The organism is Streptomyces lydicus (assembly GCF_000717345.1).
Lineage (GTDB): Bacteria > Actinomycetota > Actinomycetes > Streptomycetales > Streptomycetaceae > Streptomyces > Streptomyces lydicus.
This window is the reverse complement of the sequence record NZ_JNZA01000012.1, coordinates 13291-27027: the sequence shown is the minus strand read 5'-3', so window position 1 is coordinate 27027 and position 13737 is coordinate 13291. Positions and strand designations below refer to the sequence as shown.

The window sequence follows — 13737 nt, the reverse complement described above, 5'->3', positions numbered from 1 at the left end:
CGGAGCCGGCTGATCGAGAGAAGCGAAGGGAGCGCGCGGCGGACCGATGTCCGCCGCGCGCTCCGTCGTACGGGGCGCCGCTCAGCCGCAGTTGCGGGTCGCCGGCGGGCGCTGAGCCCGGGTTCGTGTCGAGGACGCGCGGATGCGGCGTCGGCCCGCTCAGGGGCCGACGCCGTGTGTCCCGCCCGCCCGGCCGGGGCCGGGCGGGGTGTGACGTCTCCTCAGCAGATCCGCGGCAGCTGCTCGCCGAGCGGCAGGTCCACCACCCGGGTGCCGCCGAGCGGGGTGCGGGCGACGACCATTCCGGGGTGGGTTTCGACGGCCTCGCCGATGACGGCCGCGCCGGCGCCGAGCGGGTGGCTGCGCATCGCGGCGAGGACCGCGTCGGCGTGCTCCCGGGGGACGAACGCCACGAGCTTGCCCTCGTTGGCGACGTACATCGGGTCCAGGCCGAGGATGGCGCAGGCGTTGGCGACGGCCGGCGGGACGGGGATGGCGCGCTCCTGGATGACCACGCCGGTGCAGGAGGCGGTGGCGATCTCGCACAGGGCGGCGGCCAGCCCGCCACGGGTGGGGTCGCGCAGGACGTGCAGGTCGGGGGTGACGGCGAGCATGGTCTCGACGAGACCGCCGAGGGCCGCGCAGTCGCTCTCGATCTCGACGCCGAACTCCAGGCCCTCGCGTACGGACATGATCGCCACGCCGTGCACGCCGATGTCCCCGCTGATGATCACCACATCGCCGGGTACGACGCGCTGCGGGCGGAGGTCGACGCCGGCCGGGATGAGGCCGAGGCCCGCGGTGTTGATGTAGACGCCGTCGCCGTGGCCGGCCTCGACGACCTTGGTGTCGCCGGTGGCCACCTCGACGCCGGCGGCCCGCGCCGCCGCGCCCATGGCGTCCGCGACGCCGGCGACCACCGGCATCTCGACGCCCTCCTCCAGGATGAAGCCGCAGGAGAGGTAGGCGGCGCGGGCCCCGCTCATGGCGAGGTCGTTGACGGTGCCGTTGACGGCGAGGTCGCCGATGCTGCCGCCGGGGAAGAACAGCGGCCGGACCACGAAGGAGTCGGTGGAGAAGGCCAGGCGCGCGCCGCCGAGGGAGACCGCGGCGGAGTCGCCGAGCTGGGCGAGGACCTCGCCGCCGAAGGCCGGGACGAAGATCTGCTGGACGAGTTCGGCGGAGAGCGCGCCGCCCCCGCCGTGCCCCATGACCACGCGGGGCTGGTCGCGCAGCGGGGCGGGGCAGGTCCAGCCGGAGATGTCGACGGTGGGCAGACCGCGCTCGGCCGGGGTGGGGGCGCCGGACGCCGACGCCGTGCGGGGGGCCTGGGAGGTGTGCGGGGTGTCAGGCAACGGGGCTCGCCTCCTGCGGGGTGGGCGTGGTGCCGAGTCGGCGGTAGAGGTAGTAGGCGGCGCAGGCGCCCTCGCTGGAGACCATGGTGGCGCCGAGCGGGGTGCGGGGGGTGCAGGTGGTGCCGAACGCCTCGCATTCGTGCGGCTTGATGAGTCCTTGCAGGACCTCGCCGCTGCGGCAGGCGGCCGGTTCGCGGGTGGTGATGTTCTCGACCGAGAACCGGTGCTCGGCGTCGTACTCGCGGTAGCGCTCGGAGAGCCGCCAGCCGCTGGCGGGGATGACGCCGATGCCGCGCCAGGAGCGGTCGGTGACCTCGAAGACGTCGGCGAGCATGGCCTGCGCCGCCGGGTTGCCCTCGGCGCGTACGGCGCGCGGGTAGGCGTTCTCCACGGTGTGTTCGCCGCGCTCCAGCTGGCGTACCGTGCGGCGGATGCCCTCCAGGATGTCCAGGGGCTCGAAGCCGGTGACGACGATCGGGACCTGGAAGCGCTCGGCGAGGGCCGGGTACTCGGCCGTGCCCATCACGCTGCAGACGTGGCCGGCGGCGAGGAACGCCTGGACCCGGCAGCTGGGCGAGGTCATGATCGCCTCGATGGCGGGCGGCACCCGGACGTGCGAGACCAGCAGACTGAAGTTGCGAATGCCCAGCTTCCTTGCCTGATACACCGTCATGGCGTTGGGCGGCGCGGTGGTTTCGAAGCCGATGCCGAAGAACACCACCTCGCGGTCGGGGTTCTGCTGGGCGATCTTCAGGGCGTCGAGCGGGGAGTAGACGACCCGTACGTCGCCGCCCTCGCTGCGCACCCGGAACAGGTCGCGGTCGGTGCCGGGGACCCGGAGCATGTCGCCGAAGGAGCAGAAGATCACGCCCGGGCGGGCGGCGATCTCCAGCGCCTTGTCGATGACCTCCAGCGGCGTCACACAGACCGGACAGCCCGGTCCGTGGATCAACTCGACCTCATCCGGGAGGAGTTGGTCGATGCCGTGCCGGATGATGGTGTGGGTCTGGCCGCCGCAGACCTCCATCAGCGCCCAGGGCCGGGTCGCCGTGGCGTGGATGTCGTCCAGCAGCCGGCGGGCCAGCTCGGGGTCCTGGAACTCGTCGATGTACTTCACTGCCGCGCCTCCCGCGCCGTGGTGCCGACGGCGGCCGCCGGGGCGCCGTCCGCGCCGGGGACCGCTTGCTGACCGCCCTGGGCCGCGGCCGCTTCCCAGGGGTCGCCGAACTCCTCCTGGAGCAGCCCGAGTTCCTCGAAGAGGGCGAGGGTCTGCCGGGCGGACTCCTCGTCCAGGCGCTGCAGCGCGAAGCCGACGTGGACGATGGCGTACTCGCCGACCTTCAGGTCGGGGACGTACTCCAGGCACACCTCCTTGACCACGCCGCCGAAATCGACGGTGGCCATCCGGGTGCCGTCCCGTTCCTCGATGTCCAATACCTTGCCGGGTACCGCCAGGCACATGGGCCTCTCCTCGTCATGGATGCGTTGGGGCCGCCTCGGCCGTGATGCCGATGCCGGTCAGGGCAGCCCCACCCCGCCGTACAGGGGTGTGGTGCGCGCCGCCACGACGATCTGGCCGAGTGCCAGTCCCCCGTCGTTGGGCGGGACGCGGCGGTGGCGCAGGACGGTGAAGCCGTCCTGCCGCAGCAGGCGGGCGGTGGCCTCGGCCAGCAGGGTGTTGGCGAAGACCCCGCCGGTCAGTGCGACGGTGTCCAGCGCGGTGCGCTCCCGGGCCAGCGCGCAGCTGCGCCGTACGAGGTCGGCGACCGCGGTGTGGAAGCGGGCCGCGATCAGCGCCGGGGCGGTGCCGCGCCGCAGGTCGGCGATGACGGCGGCGAGCAGCGGCGCCGGGTCCGCGACGGTTTCGGCGGCCGCCGGGCGCCGCGGGTCCGCCGCCACCCGCAGGTCGAAGGGGTAGCTGCCGGCGTCCTCGCCGGCGGTCAGGGCCGCGGCTTCGAGCGCGACGGCGGCCTGGGCCTCGAATCCGGCGTGGTGGCAGATCCCGGCGAGCGAGGAGACCGCGTCGAAGAGGCGGCCCATGCTGGAGGTGGGCACGCAGTTGAGGTCGCGTTCCAGCTGCCGGGCCAGCAGCCGCCGTTCGTCGGGCGGGCAGGCCGCGACGCAGGGCAGGTCCTCGGCCCAGTCGAGGCCGGCGGCGCGCAGGTGGGACAGCGCCATCCGGTAGGGGCGCCGTACGGTGGTGTCGCCACCGGGGAGCGGGACGTAGGCGAGCTGCCCGAAGCGGTGGTAGCGGTCGTAGTCGGCGAGCAGGATCTCCCCGCCCCAGACGGCATGGTCGTCGCCGTATCCGGTGCCGTCGAAGGCGACGCCGATGACCGGCCGGCTGCCGTCGAGGCCGTGCTCGGCCATGGCGGCGGCGATGTGCGCGTGGTGGTGCTGGACGCGGACCAGCGGGCGGCCGTCGGTGTGGCGCTCGGCCCACCGGCCGGAGCGGTAGCCGGGATGCCGGTCGGCGGCGAGGAGCTGGGGCCGCACCCCGGTCACCTGCTCCAGGTGTGCCTCGGCCCGCTCGAAGGCGACCTGGGTGGCGAAGTCGTCCATGTCGCCGATGTGGGCGGACAGCCAGGCGCGCCGCCCCTCGGCCAGGCACAGCACGTTCTTCAGGTCGCCACCGGTCGCGAGCGCGGGCCGTACCGGCACCGGCAGCGGGACGGGGAGCGGCGCATGGCCGCGGGAGCGGCGGATGAAGAGTGGCTCCCCGTCGCTGAGCCGGACCACCGAGTCGTCGCACGGGATGCGGATCGGCCGGTCGTGGGTCAGCCAGGCGTCGGCGAGCCGGGCCAGCCGCCGCAGGGCCTCCTCGTCGTCGGTGACGATCGGTTCGCCAGCGAGATTGCCGCTGGTCATCACCAGCAGCCGGGGCCCATCGGGGTCCCCGGGCAGGCCGAGCAGCAGGTGGTGCAGCGGGGTGTAGGGGAGCATCACGCCGAGGTCGGGGCTGCCCGGCGCGACCGCCTCGGACAGCGCCGGTGCGCCCGGGGCCGGGGCGGGGTCGGGGATGCGGCGCAGCAGGACGATCGGGCGCTGCGGCCCGGTCAGCAGGGCGCGTTCACCGGCCCGTACGCGGACCAGGTGCTCGATGTCCGCGAGATGACGGGCCATCAGGGCGAACGGCTTGTCGCCGCGGGCCTTGCGGCGGCGCAGCAGGGTGACGGCGGCGTCGTCGGAGGCGTCGCAGACCAGGTGGTAGCCGCCGAGGCCCTTGACGGCGACGATCGCGCCGTCGACGAGCAGCCGGCGGGTGGCGGCGACCGGGTCGGGGCCGGGCGCGGGCCGTGGCGGCAGGCCGCGGTCGCCGGGATCGGCGGTCAGCAGGCGCAGCCGGGGGCCGCAGTCGTGGCAGGCGATGGGCTGGGCGTGGAACCGCCGGTCGGCCGGGTCCGCGTACTCCCGTGCGCACCGCCGGCACATCGGGAAGCGGTCCATGGTCGTCAGGGCACGGTCGTAAGGGAGCGCGTTGACGATGGTGAAGCGCGGGCCGCAGTGCGTACAGGACACGAAGGGGTGGCGGTGGCGACGGTCGGCCGGGTCGGCCAGCTCGGCGAGGCAGGCGTCGCAGGTGGCGGCGTCCGGCGAGACCAGGGTGCGGGACGGACCGTGGCCGTGGGAGGGGAGGATACGGAATCCGGGCTCGCCGACGACGGCGATGTCCTCGCCCTCGACGCCCTCCACGACGGCCAGCGGGGGCGCCTCGCCGCTGATCCGTTCGCCGAACCGGGCGAGTGCCTCGGGCCCGCCCTCGACCTCGGCGACCACGCCCTCGCCGGTGTTGGTGACGTGGCCGGTCAGGCCCAGCCCGGTGGCGAGGGTGTGCACGAACGGGCGGAAGCCGACGCCCTGGACGACACCGCGCACGGTGATCCGGCGGCGCGCGGTGGTCGCGGGGGCCGGCGCGGGGGTGCGGTCGACCTGCCCGGTGGTCATGAGCGGCTCGGCGCCACGGGACCCGGGTCGGCCCGGTGGGAGTGGCCGCCCGCCAACCGGGGGGCATGGGTGTGGTTCACGTCGCGCGGCTGGATCTCCTCGGCGTCGTGGGGGTGGTGGGACTTGCGGGTCATGACCGGGATGTGCACCGGCGCTCCGTCGCGCGCCGCCAGCGCCCGGTCCAGCAGCGCTCCGTCACCCTCGCCGTGCCGCGCCGAGGTGAGGACGACCTCGACGCCGGGGTTGATCCGTTCGACGTTGGCGCGGAACTCCTTCTCGTCGAAGGAGACCGCGTCGGCGATGTCGGTCTTGGTGACCACGACCAGATGGGCGAGCCCGAACGCGGTGGGGTACTTCAGCGGCTTGTCCTCGCCCTCGGTCACCGACGCCAGCACGACCCGCAGCGTCTCCCCCAGGTCGTAGGAGGCGGGGCAGACGAGGTTGCCGACGTTCTCGATGAACAGCAGCCGGGTCTCGGCGGGCAGCCAGCCGTGCAGGTGCCCGCCGAGCATCTCGGCCTCCAGGTGGCACAGCCCGTCGGTGAGGATCTGCTTGACGGGGACGCCGGAGCGGGCCAGCCGTACCGCGTCGTTCTCGGTGGCGAGGTCGGCGGTGAGGGCGGCGACGGGGATGTCGCGGCGGCGGGCGAGGGTGAGTTCGCGCTCCAGCAAGGCGGTCTTGCCGCTGCCGGGGCTGGAGAGCAGATTGATGACCGCGGTGCCTCGGGTCGCGAGGTCCTCGCGCAGGGTGTGGGCGCAGGCGTCGTTCTTGGCGAGGACCGCCTGCTGCAGGTCGACGACTCGGCACATGGTTTCAGCGCTCCTGGTGAATCGGTCGGTGTGCCGGGGCGTCGTCCCAGCACACGCTGGAGATCTGCAGTTCACGGCCGGACAGCAGCTCGGCCGTCGCGCCGCCGCAGGCCGGGCAGCTCAGCCGTGGCGGCATGCCCGTGGACCAGGTGCGGTCGCACGGGCCGCAGCGGGCGCGGGCCGGCACCGGGTCCAGCACGAGTTCCGCGCCCTCCAAGGCCGTTCCGGCGCAGGCGAGTTCGAAGGAGAAGGCCAGCGCGTCGGGGACCACTCCGGCCAGTTCGCCGACCTGGAGCCGGACGCTGTGCACCGCGCCGGCCCCGGCGGGCCGCGCTGCGCCTTCGACCTGCTCCACGACCGCGAGCGCGATGGACATCTCGTGCATGTGTCCCTCTCTGGTGCGGGGACGAACGGGTGCCGCTCGGCTTCATTAGACGGCGGCGCCGCGGGCCGGCCGGGGTGCCTCGCCGGGGCGGCGGGGTGCTGTACGTCGTTCGGTGCAGCGCGGTGGGGTCACATGGACCGCATGCGCAGGTACCGCTTGATGTCGGGGAGCATGGTCTTGAGGATGAGGGCGAACGCGGCGGCGGCCGCGCCGCTCAGCACGAACTTCAGCATGGCGTGGTGTTCCTCTCGGTGGGGTGGGATCCGGCGACGGCCGGGGCCGGCTCGTCGGCGGCTTCCGCTGCGGGGTCCTCGGCGGGTTCCTCGGAGGGTTCCTCGAAGGCGGCCGGTACGTCCGGGTCGGCGCCGACGAGTTGCCGGATCATGCGTACGGCCTCGTCGACCGCGGCCTCGACCGGCCGGCTGAGCCCGATGCCTTCGGCGAGGTCGGCGGGTTCGCAGCCGAGGACCATGACGCGCCGCGGGCGGCGGCCGCCGGTGCCCGCGCTGAGCGTGTCGAGCAGCGCGAGCACCGCGTCGGGGGTCATGTGGTGGCCGTCCAGCGCGGTGTCCCGGGGACGGGTGGCGGCCGGATCGGTGGCGTCGAGCAGGTGCAGGGTGCCGGGCTCGGTGCCGCGCGCGGTGGCGTCCACGAGCAGGACGGTGTGGTAGCCGTCCAGCATCTGGTAGGCGAGGTGGATGCCCCGTACGCCGGCGTCGACCACCTCGACGCCCTCGGGCAGGGGGTGTTCGCCGAGCCGGCGGACGGCCTCGACGCCGAACCCGTCGTCCCCGAGGAAGATGTTGCCGACCCCGGCGATCAGGGTCCTGCCGGGCGGCGCGGCGAAGGGTGCGGCGGCGTTCACGCGTCCTCCAGGGGGGCGATCTCATCGGGTTGGAAGTACAGGAACCGGCCCTGCTCCCGCCGGATGTCGGCACCCGGGTCGCCGTCGACCGTCACCGCGAGGTGCACCCCGCCGTCGACGTCGTGCAGGACCGCCTCGACCTGTGCCGTACGGCCCTGGAGGAAGAGGTCCTGGGCGTCGGTGCGGCGCAGGCCCGGCTTCAGCAGGACTCGGCTGCCGGCGCCGACCGACCGGCCGTCGACGGTGATCCGGTCGCGGACGGGGTCGACGCTGCGGTCGCTCTCCGGGTCCCACCAAGGGGTGCCCGGGCGGACGCCGGGGACGCCGGGGGCGGCCAACTCGTCCGGGGCGGCCGGGCCGGGGCCGGTGACCTCCCGCAGCGCCCGTACGGCGCCGTGCAGGCGTTCCAGCACCTCGGGCGGCATGGTGTCCGCGAGGTCGATGACCTCGGCGGCCCGCGGGTCGGTGCCGCGTGCCTCGCGCTTCTCCTCGTCGGTCAGGGCCGCGGTGCGCAGGGTGAGGATCTCATCGATCTCCAGCGCGTCGTAGAGCGCACCGGGGCTTTCGGGGGCGATGGCCGGGTGGTCCTCCAGGATGATCGGCGAGGAGAGCACCACATCGGCCCGGCCCGACTCCCCGGCCAGCACCGGCCAGGTGTGCTCGTTGCGGCAGGCGGCGACGGCGGCCCCGGCCCATTCGGGCGGGTCGGTCATGGACAGGAACGCGCCGGCGCTCAGGCCCAGGAAGAGGTGCGCGCCGACCAGGGAGTACGGCAGCGCCGCGTCCCGGTCGGTGCCGGCGGCGCCCGGCGTCCAGTCGCTGGTGTTCTCCACGGTCGCGGTCAGCCGCAACGTCCCGTAGGGCCCGTCGAGCTGACGCGCGGTCAGCCGCACCCGGCCGTCGATCCGGGCGCGGGTGCGCACCAGTCGGCCGACGGTCCGGCCGTCCGCGTCGAGCACCGGCTCGGTCTCCTCGCCCGCCGGCCGGGTGAAGGGGACGGTCAGGCCCTCGGTGGTCAGCTCGGCGACCTCGGCGTCCAGCGTGACGCGCTCCTCGGTGCCCTCGTCCCAGGGGACCAGCACCCGGTCGGGCAGTTCGAGCCGGTCGACGGGGTGGAACGCGCCGTCCGCGCCGAGGCGTTGGACGGTACGGCGCTGGGCGTGCAGGAACCGCACCTCGGCCGAGAGCCGGGCGCCGGGCCGGGGCTCCATGAGGCATTCGGTGCGCTGGAGGGAGTGCTCGGCGCTCGCGGCGCCCCAGTGCGGCGGTACGAGCACGCCGAACTGCCAGCGCAGCCGGTTCTTGGCCGCGGAAGCCCGGTACGGGTAGAGCACATAGCCCTCGAACAGCACCGCGTCCGCCACATGGCGGGCGGCGGCGAAGCGGTCCGCCGTCTCGTCGGGCAGGACGCTGGTCGTCACGGCACGGTCCTCTCGGTGACGGGGCGGGCGGCGGCGCCGGACAGCAGGCGGGCGTGCGGGGCGGGCGGTGGCTCGGGGTCCTCGGCGTCGGCGAGCAGCGCCTCGACGGCCGCCTGCCAGGAGGGCAGGGCGCGCCGGGAGCGGTAGGCGAGCAGCGCGTCGAGGGTTTCCCGGGGCAGCCGCAGCCAGCCGCAGCCGGGGAAGTGCGTCTCGGTCATCTCCTGCCAGACCGCCACCGGCATCCGTACGGACGCCTCCTTGCTCCAGGACACCGGCTGGACCTGGAAGCCGCCGGCGCCGGCGAAGACCGTGCCGGAGAAGAGCAGCAGCAGCGGGACCTCGCCGTCGCGCAGGGCGTGGAAATAGCGGCCGGCGGCGACGTCCAGGTCGTAGCTGCAGGGGACGGGGAGGTCGATCTCGGTCTCGCCGGTGAAGCCGGGGACGACGAGGGAGACCTGGGCGAACTGCAGGGCGTGCAGGGTGCCGCCCCAGCGGGACCGTTCGCCGAAGAGGTCGGCGAGCGCCGCGGCCTCGTCGTCCCGGTAGCCGCGCCGGGCCGGTTCGATGCGGAGCTGGCAGCGCAGGGCGATGGCGTGCACCCGGGTCGCGGGGTCGGGGGCGGTGATGCGGAGCCGGAAGAGGAGGGTGGGGGCGGCGGCGTAGCGGTCGGCGCGGACGCCGGTGCAGGCGAAGGAGACCTCGGTCACAGCGAGTCGTCCTCCTTCGGCGCGCGGGCCCGGCGGGCGACCGTGGTGAAGAAGTCGTTGAGTGCGGCGCGGGCCTCGGCGCCGCCGTCGAAGCCGTGCCACAGCAGCCGCATCCGGCCGACGAGTTCGTAGCAGGCGTCCACCGGCACCAGGTAGCAGTCGATGCGGCCTTCGGCGCGGCGCAGCAGCAGCGCCTCCACGTCCGGCCGGAGCAGGGCCGGCAGCCGGCTGCCGTCGAGCACGGTCTGCCAGGTGGCCGGGTCGAGTTCGCTCTCGGTGGCACCGGCCGGGCTGGGGTAGAGCGCGACCAGCCGGTCGAGTGCGGAGTTACGCAGGAAGAAGGCGACGCCGACCGGGATCTGCAGCAGGTCCCAGGCCGCCTCGTCGAGGCTGTGGCCGGCATCGACGAGGTAGCGGTCGGGGACCGTGCGGAACTGCCCGGTGCCGGCGCCGGGCCGGTCGAAGAGCAGCGCGCAGGGCGTGCAGGCGCAGGCCAGGGCACGGTTCCTGGTGTCGACGAGGTGGCGGTGGTTGTGTTCGGCGAGCACCACGCCGCACAGTTCGCAGCGCTCGGGGGTGGGCGGCTTCGGCGCGCGGAAGCGGCGCAGGCCGCGGTGGGCGGCGGACGGTCCCAGGCGGGTGTGCGCCGTCAGCGGGGCGGTCACGAGGCGGTGGCGGCGGTCGGTGGCCGGCGGGAGATCTGCAGCAGTGCCGGCTCGGGCCCGGTCGTGGCCGTCTCCCACCCCACCTCGGTCACCTCGGGGGCGAAGCAGCACACGGCGGCCTCCACGGCCTGCTGGGCGGCCTGGTCGGTGCTCGGACAGCCGCAGCCGCCGGAGTCCGCCGTCCGCAGGCGCAGCACTCCGGTGTCCGCGTCGAACCGGGCCACTTCGGCGGGGTGTTGGCGGCGGACGCTGTCGAGGGCACGGTCGATGCGGGCCGCGGTGCTCTCGGGGTGCAGGTCGTGCAGGACCAGCAGGCCGGTCACCAGCTCGTCGCCCAGCAGCGCCGCCCGCAGGGCGCCGTGGTCCGCGCCGCGCTCCAGGTGGTGCGCGATGCGGGCCAGTCCGGCGCCGTAGTAGTCCATCAGGACGCGGACGAGTTCCTCGGCGGCGGCGCTGACCTCGGGATCGTCGCGCCGGGCCAGCCGGTCGAGGACGTCCTCGACGCGGCGGCCGGCCTCCTCGGCGTGCGGCGCGGCGGCCGCTTCGCGCACGGTGCCGGCGCTCATCCGGCCAGTCCGCTCAGGCCGGTGGGCACGTGCATCTTCTGGACGGACCTGCCGTCGCCGACGTACATGTGGACGCCGCAGGGCAGACACGGGTCGAAGCTGCGCACGGCGCGCATGATGTCGATGCCCTTGAAGTTCTCCGGGGTGTTCTCCTCGAAGATGGGGGTGTTCTGGACGGCGTCCTCGTACGGGCCGGGGGTGCCGTAGCTGTCGCGGGTGCTGGCGTTCCAGGGCGTCGGCGGATACGGGTGGTAGTTGGCGATCTTGCCGTCCCGGATGACCATGTGGTGCGAGAGGACACCGCGGACCGCCTCGGTGAAGCCGACGCTGATGGACTCGTCGGGCACCTCGAACTTCTCCCAGGTGCGGGTGTTGCCGGCGCGCACCTCCTCCAGGCCCTGTTCGGCGAAGTGCAGGGCCATGGCGGCCGAGTACGCCTGGAAGTAGGTGCGGGCGCGGTTGCGCTCCAGGGCGTTGCTCCACTTCGGGATCTTCCACTCGAAGCGGGTCGCGGGCCGGGTCACCCCGCGCGGCAGGTCGATGACCACGCTCTGGCCGGTGGCCTTGACGTAGGGGGTGTCGACGAGGCCGGACAGCGCAGTGGACCACAGGCGGGCGAGCGGGCCGCCGCCGGTGTCCAGCGCCAGGTTCTCCTTGCCGTCGAACCAGCGCGGCGACATCACCCAGCTGTACTTGTCGTCGAAGTCCCGCTTCTGCGGGGCGGGGATGGTGTGCTGGTTCCAGGGGTGGCGCGGGTCGACGGGGTTGCCGAGCGGGTCGTGGGAGACGAACAGCTCCTGGTCCACCCAGTCCTGGTAGTAGGAGCTGCCCAGCAGGATGCGGATGCCGAGGTTGATCTCGGTGAGGTCGTTGGTGACCAGTTTGCCGTCGACGATGACGCCCGGGGTGACGAACATCTTCCGTCCCCAGTCCGTCATGTTGCGGTAGGTGAAGTCGCAGTACTCCGGGTCGTTGAAGGCACCCCAGCAGCCCAGCAGGACGCGGCGGCGGCCGACCTCCTCGTAGCCGGGCAGCGCCTCGTAGAAGAAGTCGAAGAGGTCGTCGTGCAGCGGCACGACGCGCTTCATGAACTCGACGTAGCGCATCAGCCGGCTCATGTAGTCGGTGAAGAGCTGAACGCTGGCGACGGTGCCCACGCCGCCCGGGTAGAGCGTGGAGGGGTGCACATGGCGACCCTCCATGAGGCAGAACATCTCCCGGGTGTAGCGGCTGACGTGCAGCGCCTCGCGGTAGAACTCGCCCTCCAGGGGGTTGAGGGCGGTCATGATGTCGGCGATGGTGCGGTAGCCGTGGTCGCCGGCGTGCGGCGCCTCGGTGCGCTGCGCGAGTTCCCACACCCCGGGGTTGGTCTCGCGGACCATCTTCTCGCAGTAGTCGACCCCGACCAGGTTCTCCTGGAAGATGTTGTGGTCGAACATGAACTCCGCGGACTCGCCGAGGTTGATGATCCACTCGCCGAGGTGCGGGGGCTTGACCCCGTAGGCCATGTTCTGGGCGTAGACCGAGCACGTGGCGTGGTTGTCGCCGCAGATGCCGCAGATCCGGCTGGTGATGAAGTGGGCGTCGCGGGGGTCCTTACCGCGCATGAAGACGCTGTACCCGCGGAAGACGGACGAGGTGCTGTAGCACTCCGCGACCCGCTTCTGCTTGAAGTCGATCTTCGTGTGGATGCCGAGGCTGCCCACGATCCGGGTGATCGGATCCCAGGCCATCTCCGTCAGACCGCTGCCGTCACCGGCCGTCTTCGTCGTGGGTGCCATCGTGTGTGCCGTTGCCCTTCTGTACGCGCGGGAAGTGGGGGTCGGACGGAGAGTCCGAGCGGTGCCGGGTCGCTGCGCGGTGTGCGGTCACCACGGTTTCCGGTAGCCGGTGGTCAGTTGGTCGCCGCGGTGCCGCCACTTGGGTTCCTGGTCGACGGTCTTGGCCGTGATGGTGCGCAGCCGGCGGATCACGCTGCCGTACGCGGCGCTGGCGGTGCTGGAGACCCTGCCGCCGGGCGGCTCGTCCATGAACGGCATGAACTTGTCGGGGAAGCCGGGCATGGTGCAGGCGATGCAGATGCCGCCGACGTTCGGGCAGCCGCCGATGCCGTCCATCCAGCCCCGCTTGGGGACATTGCATTTGACCACGGGGCCCCAGCATCCGAGCTTCACGGAGCACTTGGGCGAGTCGTACGTGGTGGCGAACTCCCCCTGTTCGTAGTAACCGGCCCGGTCACAGCCCTCGTGGACGGTGTGTCCGAAGAGCCAGGTCGGCCGCAGCTGGTCGTCCAGCGGGATCATCGGCGCGGCGCCGGCGGCCTGGTAGAGCAGATACGTCAGCGTCTCGGCGAAGTTGTCCGGCTTGATCGGGCAGCCGGGTACGCAGACGATCGGGATCCCGGCCTTGGAGGTCCAGTCCCAGCCCAGGTAGTCGGGCACGCCCATGGCGCCGGTGGGGTTACCCGCCATGGCGTGGATACCGCCGTACGTGGCACAGGTGCCGATGGCGACGACGGCCAGCGCGTGGGGGGCGAGGCGGTCGAGCCACTCACTGGTCGTGATCGGCTGGCCGGTCTCCGGGTCGTTGCCGAAACCGCACCAGTAGCCCTCCGGCTTGATCGCCTCATTGGGGATGGAGCCCTCGATGACCAGCACGAACGGGTCGATCTCGCCGCGCTCGCCCTTGAAGAACCACTCGATGAAGGTGTCCGCACCCTGTTCCGGGCCGCTCTCGAAGTCGATCAGCGGCCAGTGGATTGCGACCTTCGGCAGCCCCGGCAGGGCGCTGAGTGCGATCTCCTCGATGCTGGGCTGGGTGGCGGCGGTGAGCGCCACCGAGTCACCGTCGCAGCTCAGACCGGCATTGATCCAGAGGACGTGGATCGGGGACTCGTCCTCGGCGGACGGCTTTCCGTTCACCGCGGCCTCGGGGGCCGCGCTCGATGCTGCGGACATAGGCGTCTCCTCGGTGGATATGCAACGAAAGCGCACATTTCGAGGCTTCCGTCATCCTTGGT

Annotated in this window: 14 protein-coding genes; all 14 read right to left on the bottom strand. The window is 73.1% G+C overall.

The genetic code is table 11. The features are described 5' to 3' along the window. Positions 1 to 221 precede the first annotated feature (221 nt). The 14 genes from hypE to OO62_RS12615 all read right to left on the bottom strand — a co-directional run bounded on the left by hypE (position 222) and on the right by OO62_RS12615 (position 13675). Positions 222 to 1277: a hydrogenase expression/formation protein HypE gene (gene hypE, locus OO62_RS12675; RefSeq protein WP_033267684.1), complete on the bottom strand. Its 1056-nt coding sequence runs from the start codon at positions 1275 to 1277 to the stop codon at positions 222 to 224. Positions 1278 to 1347: 70 nt separating this feature from the next. Continuing rightward, positions 1348 to 2472 (bottom strand): hydrogenase formation protein HypD, encoded by a 1125-nt coding sequence (gene hypD / locus OO62_RS12670; protein ID WP_033267458.1) that lies wholly within the window; start codon positions 2470 to 2472, stop codon positions 1348 to 1350. Continuing rightward, positions 2469 to 2816, bottom strand: a complete 348-nt coding sequence (locus tag OO62_RS12665; protein WP_033267457.1) for a HypC/HybG/HupF family hydrogenase formation chaperone — start codon at positions 2814 to 2816, stop codon at positions 2469 to 2471. Before OO62_RS12665 ends, hypD begins: the two co-directional genes overlap by 4 nt. A gap of 57 nt (positions 2817 to 2873) precedes the next feature. Further along, entirely contained in the window at positions 2874 to 5300 is a 2427-nt protein-coding gene (hypF, locus tag OO62_RS12660) for a carbamoyltransferase HypF (protein WP_033267456.1), read from the bottom strand. Continuing rightward, the gene (hypB, locus tag OO62_RS12655) at positions 5297 to 6109 is read right to left on the bottom strand and encodes a hydrogenase nickel incorporation protein HypB (RefSeq protein ID WP_033267455.1); all 813 of its coding nucleotides are present in this window, start codon (positions 6107 to 6109) and stop codon (positions 5297 to 5299) included. The genes hypF and hypB overlap by 4 nt, the downstream gene beginning before the upstream one ends. A gap of 4 nt (positions 6110 to 6113) precedes the next feature. Continuing rightward, positions 6114 to 6494, bottom strand: coding sequence for a hydrogenase maturation nickel metallochaperone HypA (gene hypA, locus OO62_RS12650; protein ID WP_033267454.1), 381 nt, complete (start codon positions 6492 to 6494; stop codon positions 6114 to 6116). A 128-nt stretch (positions 6495 to 6622) separates the two neighbouring features. Then, on the bottom strand, positions 6623 to 6727 hold the full coding sequence (locus OO62_RS41695) for a DUF6893 family small protein (RefSeq protein WP_381574056.1): 105 nt from the start codon (positions 6725 to 6727) through the stop codon (positions 6623 to 6625). After that, on the bottom strand, positions 6721 to 7359 hold the full coding sequence (locus tag OO62_RS12645) for a hydrogenase maturation protease (protein WP_033267453.1): 639 nt from the start codon (positions 7357 to 7359) through the stop codon (positions 6721 to 6723). Before OO62_RS12645 ends, OO62_RS41695 begins: the two co-directional genes overlap by 7 nt. Further along, positions 7356 to 8780, bottom strand: coding sequence for a hypothetical protein (locus OO62_RS12640; protein WP_033267452.1), 1425 nt, complete (start codon positions 8778 to 8780; stop codon positions 7356 to 7358). Before OO62_RS12640 ends, OO62_RS12645 begins: the two co-directional genes overlap by 4 nt. Further along, on the bottom strand, positions 8777 to 9487 hold the full coding sequence (locus OO62_RS12635) for a DUF6084 family protein (protein WP_033267451.1): 711 nt from the start codon (positions 9485 to 9487) through the stop codon (positions 8777 to 8779). The genes OO62_RS12640 and OO62_RS12635 overlap by 4 nt, the downstream gene beginning before the upstream one ends. Continuing rightward, a complete protein-coding gene (locus OO62_RS12630; RefSeq protein ID WP_228332336.1) occupies positions 9484 to 10152 on the bottom strand; it encodes a DUF5947 family protein in 669 nt (222 codons plus the stop codon). Before OO62_RS12630 ends, OO62_RS12635 begins: the two co-directional genes overlap by 4 nt. Continuing rightward, positions 10149 to 10718, bottom strand: a complete 570-nt coding sequence (locus OO62_RS12625) for a hypothetical protein (protein WP_051733056.1) — start codon at positions 10716 to 10718, stop codon at positions 10149 to 10151. Before OO62_RS12625 ends, OO62_RS12630 begins: the two co-directional genes overlap by 4 nt. Beyond that, positions 10715 to 12499, bottom strand: a complete 1785-nt coding sequence (locus tag OO62_RS12620; protein WP_033267450.1) for a nickel-dependent hydrogenase large subunit — start codon at positions 12497 to 12499, stop codon at positions 10715 to 10717. The genes OO62_RS12625 and OO62_RS12620 overlap by 4 nt, the downstream gene beginning before the upstream one ends. 87 nt (positions 12500 to 12586) lie before the next feature. Next, complete coding sequence (locus OO62_RS12615) at positions 12587 to 13675, bottom strand: NADH-quinone oxidoreductase subunit B family protein (RefSeq protein WP_033267449.1); 1089 nt, start codon at positions 13673 to 13675, stop codon at positions 12587 to 12589. Between the last annotated feature and the right edge of the window lie 62 nt (positions 13676 to 13737).

Bases quoted from the DNA above. Each gene is read 5' to 3' on its own strand.
- hypB (WP_033267455.1), bottom strand. From the start codon at position 6,109: ATGTGCCGAGTCGTCGACCTGCAGCAGGCGGTCCTCGCCAAGAACGAC.
- OO62_RS12665 (WP_033267457.1), bottom strand. From the start codon at position 2,816: ATGTGCCTGGCGGTACCCGGCAAGGTATTGGACATCGAGGAACGGGAC.
- OO62_RS12615 (WP_033267449.1), bottom strand. From the start codon at position 13,675: ATGTCCGCAGCATCGAGCGCGGCCCCCGAGGCCGCGGTGAACGGAAAG.
- OO62_RS12620 (WP_033267450.1), bottom strand. From the start codon at position 12,499: ATGGCACCCACGACGAAGACGGCCGGTGACGGCAGCGGTCTGACGGAG.
- hypF (WP_033267456.1), bottom strand. From the start codon at position 5,300: ATGACCACCGGGCAGGTCGACCGCACCCCCGCGCCGGCCCCCGCGACC.
- OO62_RS41695 (WP_381574056.1), bottom strand. From the start codon at position 6,727: ATGCTGAAGTTCGTGCTGAGCGGCGCGGCCGCCGCCGCGTTCGCCCTC.
- hypA (WP_033267454.1), bottom strand. From the start codon at position 6,494: ATGCACGAGATGTCCATCGCGCTCGCGGTCGTGGAGCAGGTCGAAGGC.
- OO62_RS12625 (WP_051733056.1), bottom strand. From the start codon at position 10,718: ATGAGCGCCGGCACCGTGCGCGAAGCGGCCGCCGCGCCGCACGCCGAG.